This window comes from Bacteroides sp. 3_2_5, from assembly GCF_000159855.2.
Classification (GTDB): domain Bacteria; phylum Bacteroidota; class Bacteroidia; order Bacteroidales; family Bacteroidaceae; genus Bacteroides; species Bacteroides fragilis.
Window position 1 is genome coordinate 119,319 of the sequence record NZ_JH636043.1, and the last position, 15,866, is coordinate 135,184.

General features: G+C 48.1%; 11 protein-coding genes. 6 read left to right on the top strand and 5 right to left on the bottom strand.

The window, feature by feature from the left end; translation table 11 throughout:
- The first annotated feature begins 58 nt into the window (after nt 1-58).
- From BSHG_RS19450 to BSHG_RS19435, 4 genes are all read left to right on the top strand, one after another.
- Complete coding sequence (locus BSHG_RS19450; protein ID WP_008657257.1) at nt 59-322, top strand: hypothetical protein; 264 nt, start codon at nt 59-61, stop codon at nt 320-322.
- A gap of 101 nt (nt 323-423) precedes the next feature.
- Nucleotides 424-699 carry a hypothetical protein gene (locus BSHG_RS19445; protein WP_005790330.1) on the top strand — a complete coding sequence of 92 codons (276 nt, stop codon included), beginning with the start codon at nt 424-426 and terminating at the stop codon, nt 697-699.
- A gap of 294 nt (nt 700-993) precedes the next feature.
- Complete coding sequence (locus tag BSHG_RS19440; protein WP_005790332.1) at nt 994-1,428, top strand: DUF6078 family protein; 435 nt, start codon at nt 994-996, stop codon at nt 1,426-1,428.
- An 801-nt stretch (nt 1,429-2,229) separates the two neighbouring features.
- Nucleotides 2,230-4,542, top strand: a complete 2,313-nt coding sequence (locus BSHG_RS19435; RefSeq protein ID WP_008657259.1) for an ABC transporter permease — start codon at nt 2,230-2,232, stop codon at nt 4,540-4,542.
- A gap of 289 nt (nt 4,543-4,831) precedes the next feature.
- On the opposite strand, the gene BSHG_RS19430 is transcribed toward BSHG_RS19435, so the two are convergent.
- Complete coding sequence (locus tag BSHG_RS19430; protein WP_005790337.1) at nt 4,832-5,518, bottom strand: HAD family hydrolase; 687 nt, start codon at nt 5,516-5,518, stop codon at nt 4,832-4,834.
- Between the two features lie 188 nt (nt 5,519-5,706).
- Here BSHG_RS19430 and BSHG_RS19425 point away from each other — a divergent pair, with 188 nt between their 5' ends.
- Entirely contained in the window at nt 5,707-6,579 is an 873-nt protein-coding gene (locus tag BSHG_RS19425) for a fimbrillin family protein (RefSeq protein ID WP_005790338.1), read from the top strand.
- An 82-nt stretch (nt 6,580-6,661) separates the two neighbouring features.
- On the top strand, nt 6,662-7,486 hold the full coding sequence (locus BSHG_RS19420) for a fimbrillin family protein (protein ID WP_005790340.1): 825 nt from the start codon (nt 6,662-6,664) through the stop codon (nt 7,484-7,486).
- Here the strand turns inward: BSHG_RS19420 and BSHG_RS19415 are convergent, their stop codons facing one another.
- The 4 genes from BSHG_RS19415 to BSHG_RS19400 form a co-directional block, all read right to left on the bottom strand.
- Nucleotides 7,487-8,275 (bottom strand): hypothetical protein, encoded by a 789-nt coding sequence (locus tag BSHG_RS19415; protein WP_005790342.1) that lies wholly within the window; start codon nt 8,273-8,275, stop codon nt 7,487-7,489. It lies immediately after the preceding gene.
- 346 nt (nt 8,276-8,621) lie between these two features.
- Complete coding sequence (locus BSHG_RS19410) at nt 8,622-10,268, bottom strand: efflux RND transporter periplasmic adaptor subunit (protein ID WP_008657261.1); 1,647 nt, start codon at nt 10,266-10,268, stop codon at nt 8,622-8,624.
- 31 nt (nt 10,269-10,299) lie between these two features.
- Nucleotides 10,300-11,805 (bottom strand): TolC family protein, encoded by a 1,506-nt coding sequence (locus BSHG_RS19405; protein WP_008657265.1) that lies wholly within the window; start codon nt 11,803-11,805, stop codon nt 10,300-10,302.
- Between the two features lie 179 nt (nt 11,806-11,984).
- Nucleotides 11,985-15,743 (bottom strand): efflux RND transporter permease subunit, encoded by a 3,759-nt coding sequence (locus tag BSHG_RS19400; protein WP_008657267.1) that lies wholly within the window; start codon nt 15,741-15,743, stop codon nt 11,985-11,987.
- Nucleotides 15,744-15,866: the final 123 nt, after the last annotated feature.

Genomic DNA, 15,866 nt, shown 5'->3' on the forward strand with positions numbered 1-15,866 from the left:
TCGCCCGATCATAACCGTCCCGGATTTGTTACTACACCAAGTGTAACATCAAATTCTTATGACCATGTCCGATTTCAACCCCAGACCGTCCGACAAACTGACGGCAAGCGAACGTAAAGAACTGGATACCTCCGAGTTCGGCATACCCCAATTAAGAGAGTTCCCCATCCATGACGCCGCCCATGTACGCGCGGCAGAAGCCTACTTCAGGTATGCGCCCGAAGAATATAAAGCGCAGTTGGCACGGAACATCCTGGCCAAAGCATATCTGCTGGGAGTGAACGTAAAAAGCCCCACCATCCTGGAGTGGGCGGAGAAATAACCGGAAATAAAAGCAATAAGGCAGGCGCACGAAGAAAGATTCCCGGATTATTTCCTACTTTTGTACCCATATACCCCCTCACTTTATAAAAACTGTTGTATATGAGTTTCTCAGGATTCGTTTTTGATATGATCAGGCGCAATAAGGAGAACAGAGACCTGCTTACTCTGCGCCGGGAACGGATGAAGGACCTTCAAGGTAAAATGTACCGGAAAGGGACGCTTCAAAATCCGAATGTAACCCTGGAAGAGCTGGAGAAGATAGAAAAGGCCACCCGTGAAAAGGAAAAAGCGGAAACACAATATTATCTGCGCGCCACGCTGATCTTCCTGACCGTGACAGCCATACTGGCACTCATACTCTGGTGGATATTGTAGCACCGTCCCCGCTTTAGAGAACCATCGGTTCCACATCCGTTACCGTTCACCTCCTCATACCTTTATTCAACCGATTATGAACACAAAGACATACCCTTGGCTGCGTACGGCCGCATCGGTGAAACGATAAAAGAGAATGCTCAGGACTACGGACGGTGTCTGCCCTTCTGAAAACGAACGGGACTTATTTGTAACCGGTATGAAAATATTCTTTCATGCCGGGATGATATTCGTCGGATAAACACTACCTTTGTTGGAATACAACGTTTCCAACCTAATATCAATCCATATAACATGACTCCAGATTTCGATTACAGTGAAGTGCCTTTCGGATTCAACTATTGCCTCAACAAATCATGTAAGCAAGCCTCCACGTGCCTGCGCTACCGGTTGTACACTCATATTCCGGCAGCTTGCCAGACCATAAGAATAATCAATCCCGTTTACGCCGCCACCATCGACGACGTGTGCCCTTTCTTCATGCCCGACAAGAAAGTGCGGTATGCCTTAGGCATCACCCACTTGCTGGATCATGTGCCTTACAGTGACGCAGTCAGCATCAAAAGACAAATGCTGGCACACTTCAAGCAGGCCACTTATTATCGTTGCCGCCGCAAAGAACGGATGCTCGATCCTTCCGAACAGGAATATATCCGTAAATTATTTGTCAGTAAAGGAATCAAAGAACTACCGGTATATGATGAATACATAGAAAAGTACGACTGGTAGCACAAGCATTTATAAAGAAACCGGCAACTTCGGTAAAGGGAAAGGATTGCTTCATAAAAGAGAAACGAATGCTTTGTCAAAGGGGAGAAAACGCCTTGTTGAAAGGGAATGGCAGACCTCTCCCAAAGGAAAAATCGCACGACCCAAAGAAGGCAGTCAGCCTGCCGAAGAGAAAAAACCTACTATCTGAAAGGGAGCAATCACTTCAACAAAAGAAATAATCACTTCAACAAAAGGGGAATAGTGCCCTCTTCAAAGAAAAATAATCGATCTGTCATAGAAAAGCAGTTGCCTCACCACAGAAAAAGAGCTGCTTCACCACCCAAGAACAGTTGCTTCACCACAGAAAAACAGACATTTAACCGATGACAAACAGATATTGCTTCCATGGCAAATCATCATTTAAATGAAGAGAAACCTTCCACTAAAGTGTCACAATCTTTACTTCTAGGCGACAACTTTTTGTCGCCCGAGAGAAAAAAGTTTTTCACCTACACGACACAAAGTGAAACAATAGAGAAAGGAATAAATACATCTCCATCTACCGGATTCTTCCACTGAATTCTTCCAATAAACTTATCGGATTCTATATTCAAAATAAGATTGCGAATGTACCGTTTTTTACAGAAGCTCCGATTTAATATCCAAGGGTAGCCGGATGTAATTGTGCGATAGTGAACTGCCTTTGTGCGTGTCCGCACAATAGCAAAAGAATGTTCAGGAATATATTGTATTATATAATAGCCATTTAGCGATATGGCATGATTCTTGCAAGCATAAAGAAAAAACAGTAATAGAACCATGATCAAGCATTACTTGAAAGTAGCATTACGCAATTTGATGAACTTTAAAGTTCATAGTCTTATTTCGGCTATTTGTTTAGCGATAGGTATCACCTGCTTCAGTATGATGAATTATTTTATTGATGCCATAACGGGTAAAGTAGAACTGTCCGATAATAATAAATACAGCATCCGGTTGTCCGGAGCATCTTCCCAGACAGCCGCCGATATCTATTTGTTTAAGGAGGATTTTGATTATCTGAAAGAGTTGCCGATAGCGGGCATAGATACCCTTGTGGCTTCTTCCTCTTATAGCAATGGAAAAGAGATTACGGCCATCGACAAAAAACAACGGGAACTGCCGTTTTTGGTGTCGTTCCAAAATGTATCATCCAATTATTTCACCTATAATTCGCTCCAATTGAAGTATGGCAATCAAGAGATAACAGCTCCCGACGAGGTGATCGTCTCCCGATCGTTTGCCCGGAAAGCATTTGGAGAAGAGAATCCGATAGGCCAGGTCATCCGTCAGGAAACAGAGGCTGCCAACCCGTCTGATCTTATGGTGTATAAAATTGTCAATGTTGCTTTGACAGAAGAAAAAGATTTTCATGGGAAAACGATCGATTGTTATTTTCCCTTGTCCGCAAAATCCCGTACTCCGCTCTGCATCAGATCACGTCTCACCGGACAAACCACGACCGAAAGCCTGAATAAGCAGTTAAAAGGCCTGACCTGGAAGCATGGAGACCAGGATATCTATTTATATGCCTCCCTGGAGTCGGAACAGAATAGCAGTGTTCAAAGAACGATAAGCATTCTGCTCGCCCGGTTTATAGCTTCGCTGATTTTATTGTCTGGTTTGATCAATTTTCTGAAATTCATTATCCAGATGTTCTATAACCGGCAACGAGAACTGGTGCTTCGCAAATGTATCGGTTCGGACATCAAAGGATTGTTTGCCTTGCTTTTCGCCGAAATCTTCTGGATGCTATCTGTCGCTTTCCTTCTGTCCTTGGCCGTGACGGAAATCACGCTCTCTCTGGTATATACGTACATCCGTCCGGAAGACATGATCTCATTCTCCCTGGTAGACTTGTATGGTTCACAGTTAGGTTTGTACCTCGCTTTGTTGTTGATCTGCATGCTCGCCATTCTTTATCCTATCTATCGGTTACGCCGGTTGAGTGTCCTCCATTCGGTCGTGCAGAGACAGAAGCGGCACGTGTTCCGCAATTTCATGATTGCTCTACAATTGGCGATCTCCATCCTTTTCACAGGCGGTGTATTCGGCATAACGCTTTTGTTCAATGAGATGTTTGAAGGAATGTACCGTCCTTTGAGCACGGAAGAAGAGAACCGGGTGATTTCAATATCGGTCAATACCATATGCATGCAGAAAAACATGGATGCCATTCTTTCGGATATCCAGTCTTTGTCCGAGATAACCGATCGGACATCCGCCTTCAATACCTTCGATGCCGATGTTTATACTTATATGACCTATATGAAAGACGGAAAGCCGAGAGGAAATGTGATGATGATCCAAGCAGAGCCTCATTATTTTGAGTTCTTCAAGATCCCGTTCTCCGGAAAATTAGTAGATAAGGATGCTCAAGGCTTTGTTTATATAAGCGAACAGTTTAAAGAACAATTGCAAAGGGATAGTATAGCAGGTAGTGTCACGCTGGATGGCAAAGAATACCGGATTGCCGGGACTTACCGTGCACTGAACAGGGAAGATACTCAGAGCAGTTCAGTCGGTTCTGTCTTTCTAGTTAACCCGCAAGCCTACACCTATTACTTCAAAACTCTCCATTCCGATATTACTCCGGTCGCCCTGGAAAAGATAACGGAGATCTGCCGGCGTTATGTACCCGAGACATTGCCTCTTAACATTCGTAATACGGGTGATTCCAAACAGTCCGTCATGGGAACTGTAGCACTCTTGCAGACAGCATCCCTGTTGTTGGCGATAGTCAGTATCCTCCTGTTGATATTAAGTATTTATTCCGGAATCTCCATGGATGTGATAAATCGGCAAAAAGAAGTGGCCATCCGAAAAATAAACGGAGCCACCCCAAGAGTGATTGCCCTGTTATTCGGCAAAATCTATTTGATTATTTATCTTTCTGTCTTCGTCATTATCTATCCGCTGGTACGATTGGTGTTGATAAGCATCACACAAAAAAGCAATCTGCAAAGCATATATAGTTGGAGCTGGGGAGTCCTGTTGTTCTTCACGATGGCTCTTTTGATCTTTTTGGTTACGGCATACAAGATTTATAAAGTAATGCACCTGAATCCGGCAAGCGTCTTGAAAAAGGAATAAAAACGATCTCTATTGCGCCTGCCTGTTATAAGGTCAAAATGAGGAGATGTGTCAAGACTCGTATTCACCACAGGTTACACGGATGTATACAGATAAGCAGTATTGGTTATCAGCAGATAAAAAAATCGTTTAGTGTAAATCTGTGCAATCCTGTGTGGTGAGTTATGAAACCCTCTCCTTTCCTGCGCGATGCACAATAACCATGTCAGGGTGTTGATGCGCCCCAAGGCTGTGGAAGTACACCGCCTACTCTTCAAAGCCATTCTCTTGTGCAACCTCATTTTCTGCTTTATCCTCTTAGCACTGCCGGCAATTCCGCCAACGAATGAATCATCAAATACTCTCGCTCCGTCCCGGAGATCACCTCGTGTTTCCACATAGCTTCGGCCGGCACATGAATGGCATGCCCACCCAATGACAATACCGGAAGCACGTCCGATTTCAGCGAGTTACCCACCATTAAAAAAGATTGTGGAGCAACGTCCAGTGAAGAGATCAGCCGCTGATAATCCTGCGGTGCCTTGTCGGTCATGATCTCCGTATGATCAAAATAATGGGAGATTCCCGAACGTTGCAGTTTACGTTCCTGATCCAGCAAGTCGCCTTTGGTCGCTACAACCAGTTTATAGTCATCCTTCAGTGTCTCAAGCGCTTCCGTCACCCCGCCGAGCAGACGGATAGGCATCTCCAACAGTTCTTTTCCCATCTCCACGATGCGTCCGATCACTTCGGCAGGCACCCGGTTCCGGCTAATCTTCACGGCAGCCTCCACCATGGAGAGCGTGAACGGCTTAGCCCCGTATTTATAGATATCCATATTCTCCATCTCTATGGCGAATAGGCGGGACGAGATTTCTTCCGCCGTTCCATACCCGGCAAGTAAATGGCAAAATTCACTCTCAACCTTGTCGTAAAACACCTGATTATCCCATAATGTATCGTCCGCATCGAATGCGATCACTTTAATTTGCTGCATGTCTCTCTCTTTTGATTCCTGCAAAAATACGCTTATAAAATGAAAGCAGCCTGCATCCGGTAAATAAAATTAAGTTCTTTTCCGGATTCAAGAACCAACACATACGGCTTTTGTTATTACCGCATAATCAGAGATGTTCAATTTTCAAACAATAAAATCAATGTATGATAACCTAAAACAACAGAAGTATGAAAAAGTTAATGTTTGCTGTAATAGCTTGCGCGATGGGCCTTTCGGGCTGCTCTTCGGAGGATGACTGTGCTACCAATCCCGAACCTGCGGGAGATGTGACGGAAATCAAATTAAGTGCCGGTATCCAGGGAGTGGCAACCCGCAGCCCGGTATCGACCAATGACAATATAACGGCTCCGTTTGTGGCCTCCGCCACCACCGGAGACTATACGACGAATGCATGGAGTTCCACCGTGACGTTTGTGGCATCGCCCACACCGACAGCCGCACTCTCTTTCAGCCCGGCACGGTATTATCCGGTGGATAATTCTCCCATCTATATCAGAGGTTACTACCCGGCAGGGACACTTTCCGGTAAAACAGTTACGCTGGCTGGCGATGGGACAGAAGACGTGATGCTCACCGCTCAAGCCTCAGGGACGAAAGCGACTGCGGGAGCACTGTCGTTTGTCTTCAACCATCTGCTGACGCAATTGCAATTCAAACTTGTGGCCGGTGCAGGATATCCGGCATCGGGTGTCAACGTGACCAGTCTTGTCATCAAGCAACAAAAGACACCTGCCACACTGGACCTGAATACATCCAGCCTGACGTATACCACCAAAGACCTTACCCTTTCGGGTACATTCCCCATCCTAACGGCCGGAAGTACAATCAACAACTATCCGATGGTGAAAAGCGGCGAAGCCCTCACGGTGGCAGTCACCACAAGTGACGGAGTGACTTATCCCGAATCTACCATCTCGGTCACTACCGAAGTCGGAAAATCACATTTAATCACCCTTACCTTTACGCCGAAGGAAATCACGTCCTCTATCAGTGTGACAGCCTGGCAGACAGGAGGGACCGGATCGTCCACATTACAATAAACGTTCTCATAACACGCAGGTTGTGCAGGAGATGGCGACAGCTATATCCGCGCAATCTGTCACATCAAGAAAGAAAGGGGCGATGAAACGGACTATCCTCATCTTATTGGGCTGGATGCTGCTCTCGCAAGGATGCAGCTATGGTGTGGGCGACGACTGCCTCCCACCTGAAGAACCTGTACCCATACGGATGGCGATTGCAGAAGGAAAGCTCTCCACGCGGGCACCTGTCACAACGATCGATGCAAGCAATCTGTCGAATGTCGGCATTTACGCAGTCAGCGAAGGGAGCATAGCCGGGCAGTATCCCTGGACATCCACTCCTTTCGCCCTGAATCTGGTACCGAGCGGCATCAGCGGCAGCCAGCTCTCTTTCAACCCCAAACTCTATTATCCATTGGGAGGGAAACGGGTCATTTTCTACAGTTATTATCCGCGCACGACAGCCACAAGCGGCAGCAATTACATCACGGCTCCGGGCAACGGTGTCGCCCCTGCCTATCATTTCACGCTGACGGGAGCAGAAGACATCATGTATGCCGCAGGCACTCCCACAGGAAGTACCAGCACCATGCCCGTCAGCCTGACATTCAACCATGTGTTGACCCAACTCCAACTGAACACTTCTCTATTGGGCGCACTGTCCAGCATCAAGCTGCTGGGTGTGTACAATAAAGGTACGCTCGACATTGGCAACGGAAATGTCACCTACGACAGTTCCACGACGGATATCACATTGACCGTTCCCCTTCTAGGTTCGGTTACCAATACCGTAATGGTTCCTGCCGGAGTAGCAAGTTATAAGGTAGAAGTCGTTCTGCTGCTTTCGCTGTTGAAAAGGACATATCTGGTGAAACCCACTTCGGGTAATTTCCAACCTGGGGTAATTTATACGATCAGTCTCTGATCAGGAAAAGAGTAACGACAGGAAGTTTGCATTCTCCTCCTGCTCTCCGTCTTCCGGATTATGGCTGTAGCCGTTCTCCATCAACAAGTCACGGTATATCAGGCAGAGCTGCATGGGTGAGTGGTAAGGCTCGTATGTGCTGACCGGAAGTTGCGACACCGCATGCAGGGCATCTGCTATTTTCATCGCCATCCGCCTGTTCTCCTGTATCCGGTGGAAACACTCTTCCCGCTCCTCTACACTTTCGGCATGTACCATCTGCGACGCAAGTTCCTCTATTCGGTTGAGAGGTCCCCGCAGCTCCCTGCTGACGTGGGCAAAAAAGGCTGAGCGCAACCGGTCCGCCTGTTCGGTGCGCTCCTTCTCTATACACAGACGGTTGGCTTCCATCACCTGTGCGGTTATATTCTTGACGTATCCTTTCAGATAATAGAATCCATTGCCCAGCGGTTGGCAGGTCACAACATGATTTTCAAGATAAAAGTCCTCTCCGTTGCCATGAATCTTATAACGGATTCCTTCCTGGGGAGGACGCCCGGCATGAATGTCGGCCATAAACTGAGTGACGGTCTGCAGATCTTCACCGTTCATCAATTTCAGATAATCCGCTGGATCGACATACTGCAATTCGTCGTGCCGATGGATGGTATCGGCGAATCCAATGTAACGTAATCTTCCCGTTTCGGTACTGTATGTCCACATACCAACTCCTGCTATTTTCAGCATTTCCAGCAATACCTTTTCCCTGAAAAGGGCATCAAGGCTCTCTTTACGATGTTTTTTAGCCATTCTGTAATGATTATGAATACTTAGATGGTCCTGAGTTGTTTTACAGTTAAATCTATTTTATAAGTCCATTGTCTATCCAATTGCATAGTACACATCCGAAAGATGTTTGTTGAAGTACAACAATCGGGAAAAGAAAAGGTTCGGTAGCGGTCCTCTACTTTCCGGATGAGGAGCAGGCTGCTAAAAAGAGGATGTGTCAAGACTCCTGCTCACCACTGATTGCAGCGATTGACACAGATAAACATCATTAGTTATCAATAGATTAAGTTCGCTCTACAGAACTCAGTGTTGCTCTGTGGTGAATTTTGACACATCCCCCTATCTTCTATCCTACGCTGTGACAGCGTTACTCATCCCGATATTTGCAGCAGCCGGGCAGAGCATCGTAAACCGCTTTGACAGCCTTGTACTTATCCGTATCATGGCCCGCTGCGGCAATGGCTTTGGCAACGGCGTCGGCCGATGTTTCTGACGGGTCGAGTTGCAAGTGGATCATTTGTTTCTCCCGGTCCCAAAGAGCGGACCGGACACCGGAAACACCTTTAGCGGCTGTTTCGATGCGTTCCTTGCACATATCGCAAGAACCACGGACGGCAAACAGTACGTGTTCACTTTCCTGAGAGACAGCATGACTGCCAGACATACCGGACATGCTGTGTCCTTGGTGTCCGGTCATGGGAGCAGTTCCCGGAGTATCTTCGTTCATCATTGAGCGTTTGCCTTCGAGTTGTGCACTGGCATCGATGGAGAAGACTCCGTTGGTCACAATCTCCTCACCATCGGAAAGTCCGTCGAGAACCACATAGGCTCCGCCAAGAGCGGGGCCAAGGGTGACTTCACGCATCCGGAAGGTGGGAGTATCCGTATCGGGCAGGCGCACATAGACCACAGCACGCTTGCCGGTCCAGAGGACAGCCGTTTGCGGAACAACAATCCGGTCTTTATACCCCTTTAGAGGAGCAGCAACCTGAGCAGTAGCATACATTTCGGGCTTCATCTCCAGAGTGGGATTGGCTACATCCACGCGGACCCGGGCCGTGCGCGTAGTGGCATTAAGAATGGGATCGATGAATGAAATACGCCCGGAATACGTCTTTCCGGGAAAGGCAGAAAGAGTAAACTCCACCCGGTCACCTTTGGCAAGAAAAGGTAAATCCACCTCAAAAGCGTCGAACATGGCCCACACACGGGAGAGGTTGGCAATATCGAAAAGAATGCTCCCCTGTGAAACATAGTCGCCCCGGTTAACCCGCTTGGCAATGACGATCCCATTCGTGTTGGATTTAATCTCTACCATAGGAGACGCCTGGCCGGAATATTGGATAGCGTCGATCTGGGCATCCGTCAAGTTCCAAAGGCGGAGTTTCTCGCGGGCAGCCTGCACAAGAGCGGGTTGCTGCATACGGACCGCTTCGAGCAATTCCTGCTGGGCGGTGAAAAGTTCAGGCGAATAAAGAGTAGCAAGTGTCTGCCCGGCACGTACGGTCTCGCCGGTGAACTCGATGTCAAGCCGTTCAATACGTCCGCCTACATAAGCTGTCTGCGACTGCAAACTACGTTCGTCCGGAATAATCTTACCGTACAGCCGGACTTGCTTCACGGGGTTACTGCGACTGACACGGGTAGTCTGAACATCGGCGAGAGCCATGGCCTCATCAGAGAGCCGGATGGCATCGGGATCGGAAACAGCATCACCTCCAGAAATAACGTTCTTCTTAAGAGGGATCAGGTCCATACCGCAGATAGGGCATTTGCCGGGTTTGTCCTGACGAATCTGCGGATGCATGGAGCAGGTCCAGACACCGGATTCGTCCTGCACCAGATCATGAGACGTTCCATGCATATCATGGTTATGAGCTTCAGCATGTGTTCCCCCGGCAGACTCCGGAGAAGATGAAGGGCTGAACAAAAGCCATCCCAGCACAAAGCCGGCAAGGGCAATCAGGGGATAAAGTACTTGCTTCTTACGAAGAATATCTGATATCTTTTTCATACAATTACTATTTTAGTGGTTCTATTTATTTTCAGTCGGCTATCAGCTTTTCTATGGCTGCCACCGTAGTATTATAAGCGGCTACGGCCTCACTCTTTTTCAGTTTATAATCGAGCATCTGGCGCTCCACCTGAATCACATCGGTCAGCGATTGACGCCCGGCGGTAAATTCACGCACCATCAACTGCCAGGTAGAAAGAGAGAGGGCATACTGCCGTTCGTAAAGTGACACCTTACGGGCGGCATCGTCGAGCTGCTGGCGAACGTTAATGTATTCAGCCTGCAACTGGTTCTGTACATTGTCACGTTTCAGTTCGCTTGCCATCCGGTAGTTATGGCTCTCCCGCTGCCGGGCATTGTATTTCCGGCGGAACAGCGGAAGACTTACCTTGACCATCGGCATCACCATGTCCTTGCCGTTCATATCGGGCATTCCCATCGGATCGGCCACTTTATTGACCACAGAGTATTGAAGACCGATACCGATCATAGGATAACTCATGCGACGGTCCATCTTTGCCTTGGCACGATAGGCTTCTCCCTCCGCCTCGAGCATGGCAAGCATGGGATTACGGGTGAAGATGCTGTCGAGCAGGAGCTGTCCGTCTATCCGGTAGAAGCGTTGTGTCAGAGAATCGGGTACACAGACAGAAGCATCGGACGGACGGTTGAGCAGGGCGTTAAACCGGGCTTGAACGGTCAGCCGGGCAGAAAGCAAACTGGCAAGGTTATCCTCCAATCCGGCACGCTCCATTTGAATGCGGAGAACATCGGACATACCACCAACAGCAACGTTTCCCATTGATCCGCCTCCCATGCCGGACATGCCTCTACCGGAAGAGCTGCCGGCAGAAACACCTGGAGTCCCCGCAGGCGCCGGGCTGCCCATTCCTCCCATACCGGACATGCCACTTCCCGAAGAAAGTGCAGATGGCATCGAAGCAACTGACGTTACAGAAGTCGACGAGGGAGCTGCCTGTGCCGACGAAGCGGAAAAGCGGTTCAGTGCCAACTGCTCGAGTTGATAAAGAAGACGGATATTAGCTTCCGTAATGTGATATTGCTCGTTGAGGCTACTAAGCTGATACCACTGGGCCTTAACCTCGTACCAGAGATTATTACGTGTATCACGAAATTGTTCGTAAGCCATACGTGCCATCTCAGAAGCTTCACTGCGGGCGGCCTTGCGAGTGCCGAACCAAGGAAACATCTGCATCAACGTAAAGTCGGCTATCTGCTTTCCCATCAGCGTCTCCATAGGTTTAACGAAAAAACCGATTTCCAATTCGGGATCGGCAAAAGCACCGGCCTGAGGGATCTTCTCCAAAGAGGCTTTATAGAGCATGAAGTCGGCATTGACTTGCGGATTACTGCGTGCCGCCTGTTCCAGATAGTGGGACAAGCTGTCGACAGAGGGTTGCACCGAAACAGAAGGCACCTCCACAACGGATGGCTGCGCCGAAGCCGAAACGGCAAAATGACTCAGCGAAAGGAATATCGCCAAGGTGAGTAAAGATATATGTTTCTTGTTTATCATATCTGATTGTTTTTATGTGAATCCGATAGACGAATCGAAGACTGTCGGATTCTGATTCTGTTATTCTTTATAATGATGAGTACGGTTTCAGCCCCATACGACCGGCAGAGGGGACATTCCAAATATCCGGGAATGTCCCGGATAGCCATCAGGGAGTATGCCGGATGCCCATCTGAAGATCAGATACCGGGAGAGCCTGTAACCGGCTCAGAAACTTCACTTCCGTTTTTCTTCTCACGTCTCCTCTCCACAGTCTCACGCCACCAGCATTGTAATACCGGGACGACAAACATGGTCATTGATTGTATCAGCATTCCTCCAAACGTGGGTATAGCCATCGGTACCATGATATCCGCTCCCTTTCCGGTAGATGTAAGTACGGGAAGCAGAGCGATGAGTGTTGTCGCCGTTGTCATTGCAGCAGGGCGGACACGCTTCAGCCCGGCTTCTACTACCGCCTCACGGATGTCATATTTCGTACGGGGATCGCGTTCCAGAAAAACATGGTGAATATACGTTCCCATCAATACTCCATCATCCGTGGCCACACCGAAGAGAGCAATGAACCCTACCCAGACCGCTACACTCAGGTTGATGGGATGCATCTGGAAGAGGTCACGCATGTTTTCACCCGCAATGCTGAAATTCATAAACCACGGTTGCCCATAGAGCCACAAGAGAATAAAACCGCCAGCGAAAGCTACGAATACACCCGAAAAATGAATCAGCGAGGCCGTCACCGTACGAAACTGGAAATAGAGTACTAGCAGGACAATGAGCAAAGCCAACGGAACAACAATCATCAACCGGTCCGTAGCACGTTGCTGTTGTTCATAATTACCGGCAAACTTATAAGAAACACCTTTGGGGAGAACCAGTTCACCGCTTTTTACTTTAGCCTCGAGCAGATTACTCGCCTCCTTCACCACATCCACTTCGGCACGGCCTGAAAGTTTATCGAAGATGACATAACCTACCAGGAAAGTGTTCTCACTCTGGATCATTTGTGCACCACGGGAATATTCGATGTCCGCCAACTCTTTAAGAGGTACCTGTATTCCGGTAGCAGTAGGTACAAGTAGCATGGAAAGAGCCTCCGGACTATCACGCAACTCACGTGCATAACGTAACCGGATGGGGAAGCGCTCGCGCCCCTCTACAGTACGGGTCAACGCCATGCCACCAACAGCAGCACTGAGCACTTCCTGCAGATCGCCCACCGCCACGCCATAACGTGCCATTGACTCACGATTCAGCTTTATTTCGAGATACGGAGCACCTACCGCCCGGTCGTAGAACACAGACGAGGGAATGACAGACGGTACAGACTTTAATGCCTGCTCAATCGCCTTACCTCCCTGCTCTATATCCTCCAGTGTGGGACCGTATACCTTCACCCCCATCGGTGCACGCATACCGGTTGAAAGCATTACGAGCCGTGCCTCAATAGGTTGCAGTTTCGGTGCAGAGGTCAGTCCCGGCAAATGGGTAACATTGACAATCTGTTGCCAGATATCATTTGCATTCTTAATCTCCGGACGCCACTGGCGGAAATAGTCGCCACGCGAATCAGGTACCAGACTATCGGCAGGGATAAGCCGGAAACCATTGGCAGGATTATATGTACCTCCACCTTTCAGCAGGAATGCACCATCATAATTCACACGGAAACGGGCACGCTTTCCGTCTTCTCCGATGATATATTCGGGACGATAATTAATGGTATTCTCAAACATCTGGACCGGTGCCGGATCGAGAGCGGAATTTACACGTCCCCACTTACCGATGGCAGTTTCTACTTCTGGAATGGCCGCCAGCCGCTTATCGAGTTTCTCCACATAATCTAGATTCTGTTCAATACCCGTATGAGGCATACTGGTAGGCATCAATAGAAAAGAGCCTTCGTTCAGGCTGGGCATAAATTCCTGCCCGATACCCCGCCAGATGAGGAAACCACAAACGACGGTTGCTGCAGGAATCATCATAAACTTCCAACGATTGGCCAGACACCAACGCAAAATACGCTCGTAGAAAATGACCAGTATCCAAAGTAAAGCCAGAATGATGGCAACGCAACCGGCTACAAACAGCACATTTACCGACAGTCCCCGTTGCGGTCCCATCGGCAGCCACTCTTCGGACAGATAGAAAACAGCTACCAACAGGGCAATACCGATATTAACATAATTGCCTGTCTTAGGATTCTTCCAACGATATGCAAGCAAGTTATTGATTCCAACCGCCGTCAGTCCCAATGCAGGGACACTATCGTATACGGCGAACAAAACAATACCCGCTGCTATAAGCACACAGTTCATTACGCGCCGGATCAACCTCGAGTCAATCCGCACCGAAAAAAGGATATAAGCCAATGTAGGCAGCAAAATTAATCCCAACACAAAAGCTGATGCCAATGCATAAGTTTTTGTATATGCCAGTGGAGAGAACATTTTCCCCTCTTGCGCCTGCATGGCAAATACGGGTAAGAAACTGACAATAGTCGTAATCATTGCCGTAGCAATAGCTCCCGACACCTCGCTTACAGCTTTATAGATCAGTCCGACAAATGGTTTACCCCGCGTGATACCCTTATTCTCCGGCATCTCCATGTACCGGATAATACTCTCGACAAATACCACACCCACATCTACCATCACCCCGATGGCAATCGCGATACCGGACAGCGCCACGATATTTGCTTCGATACCGGTATATCGCATCAGTAGAAATGTAGCCAATACGGCAATAGGCAGCATACTTGCTATTACAACCGATGCCCGCAAGTTAAGTACCAACACAATGATGACAATAATACAGATCAATATCTCGTGCGAAAGGCTCGTCTCCAATGTACCGATGGTCTCCTTTATCAATCCCGTCCGGTCGTAGAAAGGGACGACAGTCACTTTCGACACCGTCCCGTCAGCCAATGTTTTCTGCGGCATTCCGGCATCCATCTCATGTATCTTTTCTTTCACATTATTAATTACTTCCAGAGGATTGGAGCCATAACGGGCAATCACCACGCCCCCCACAGCCTCTACTCCTTCCTTGTCCAAGCCGCCACGTCTCGTCCCCGGCCCGATATTCACAAAGGCAATATCGGAAATACGTACAGGTACCCCTTCACGGACGGTAACAACCGTATTCTCTATATCTGCCACATTTTTCACATACCCAAGACCACGAATCAAGTATTCCACTTTATTCACCTCCATTGTTTCGGCACCAATATCAAGGTTACTCTTCTTCACAGCATTCATCACATCCATCACCGACACATTGAACGAGTACATCGCATCCGGATTCAACTCGATCTGATACTCCTTGATAAAACCTCCTGCTGAAGCTACTTCGGACACACCTTCGGCAGCAGACAAAGAGTACTTGACATAAAAGTCCTGAATAGTACGCAATTCCTCAGCGTTCCAGCCGCCGGCAGGTTTCCCGGTTTTAGGATCACGCCCTTCCAGCGTATACCAATAGATTTGTCCCAATGCTGTAGCATCCGGCCCCAGCGTAGGCTGCACATTTTCGGGCAAAGTGCCCGGAGGCAACGAGTTGAGTTTCTCTAAAATGCGCGAACGACTCCAATAGAACTCAATATCATCCTCAAAAATAATGTAGATAAACGACATACCGAACATAGACGAACTGCGGATGGTCTTCACCCCCGGTATACCCAACAATGAAGTGGTCAGCGGATAGGTAATTTGATCTTGGATGTCCTTAGGCGAACGTCCCATCCATTCCGTAGCCACAATCTGCTGGTTGTCACCGATATCGGGGATAGCATCCACAGGAATCGGGTTTCGCGGCACAATCCCCCCATGCCAGTTAAAGGGCGCAGTAGAAATTCCCCAAACCACGACAAGTGTCAGCAGAAGAATAGTTATCACCCTATTTTCAAGGAAATAACGAATTATTTTATTAATCATACAGATAGATTATTTATTTTAAATTAGTAAACACTTGGCAATGCCAAAAAGGATCAGTAAAGTGATAATAAAATAGAAAGTAGGAGCCAAATCCCCATCGATACATGGGTATGACGACTCCTA

Coding starts and splice junctions, on each gene's coding strand:
- BSHG_RS19450 (WP_008657257.1), top strand. CDS start 59: ATGACCATGTCCGATTTCAACCCCAGACCGTCCGACAAACTGACGGCA.
- BSHG_RS19445 (WP_005790330.1), top strand. CDS start 424: ATGAGTTTCTCAGGATTCGTTTTTGATATGATCAGGCGCAATAAGGAG.
- BSHG_RS19440 (WP_005790332.1), top strand. CDS start 994: ATGACTCCAGATTTCGATTACAGTGAAGTGCCTTTCGGATTCAACTAT.
- BSHG_RS19435 (WP_008657259.1), top strand. CDS start 2,230: ATGATCAAGCATTACTTGAAAGTAGCATTACGCAATTTGATGAACTTT.
- BSHG_RS19430 (WP_005790337.1), bottom strand. CDS start 5,518: ATGCAGCAAATTAAAGTGATCGCATTCGATGCGGACGATACATTATGG.
- BSHG_RS19425 (WP_005790338.1), top strand. CDS start 5,707: ATGAAAAAGTTAATGTTTGCTGTAATAGCTTGCGCGATGGGCCTTTCG.
- BSHG_RS19420 (WP_005790340.1), top strand. CDS start 6,662: ATGAAACGGACTATCCTCATCTTATTGGGCTGGATGCTGCTCTCGCAA.
- BSHG_RS19415 (WP_005790342.1), bottom strand. CDS start 8,275: ATGGCTAAAAAACATCGTAAAGAGAGCCTTGATGCCCTTTTCAGGGAA.
- BSHG_RS19410 (WP_008657261.1), bottom strand. CDS start 10,268: ATGAAAAAGATATCAGATATTCTTCGTAAGAAGCAAGTACTTTATCCC.
- BSHG_RS19405 (WP_008657265.1), bottom strand. CDS start 11,805: ATGATAAACAAGAAACATATATCTTTACTCACCTTGGCGATATTCCTT.
- BSHG_RS19400 (WP_008657267.1), bottom strand. CDS start 15,743: ATGATTAATAAAATAATTCGTTATTTCCTTGAAAATAGGGTGATAACT.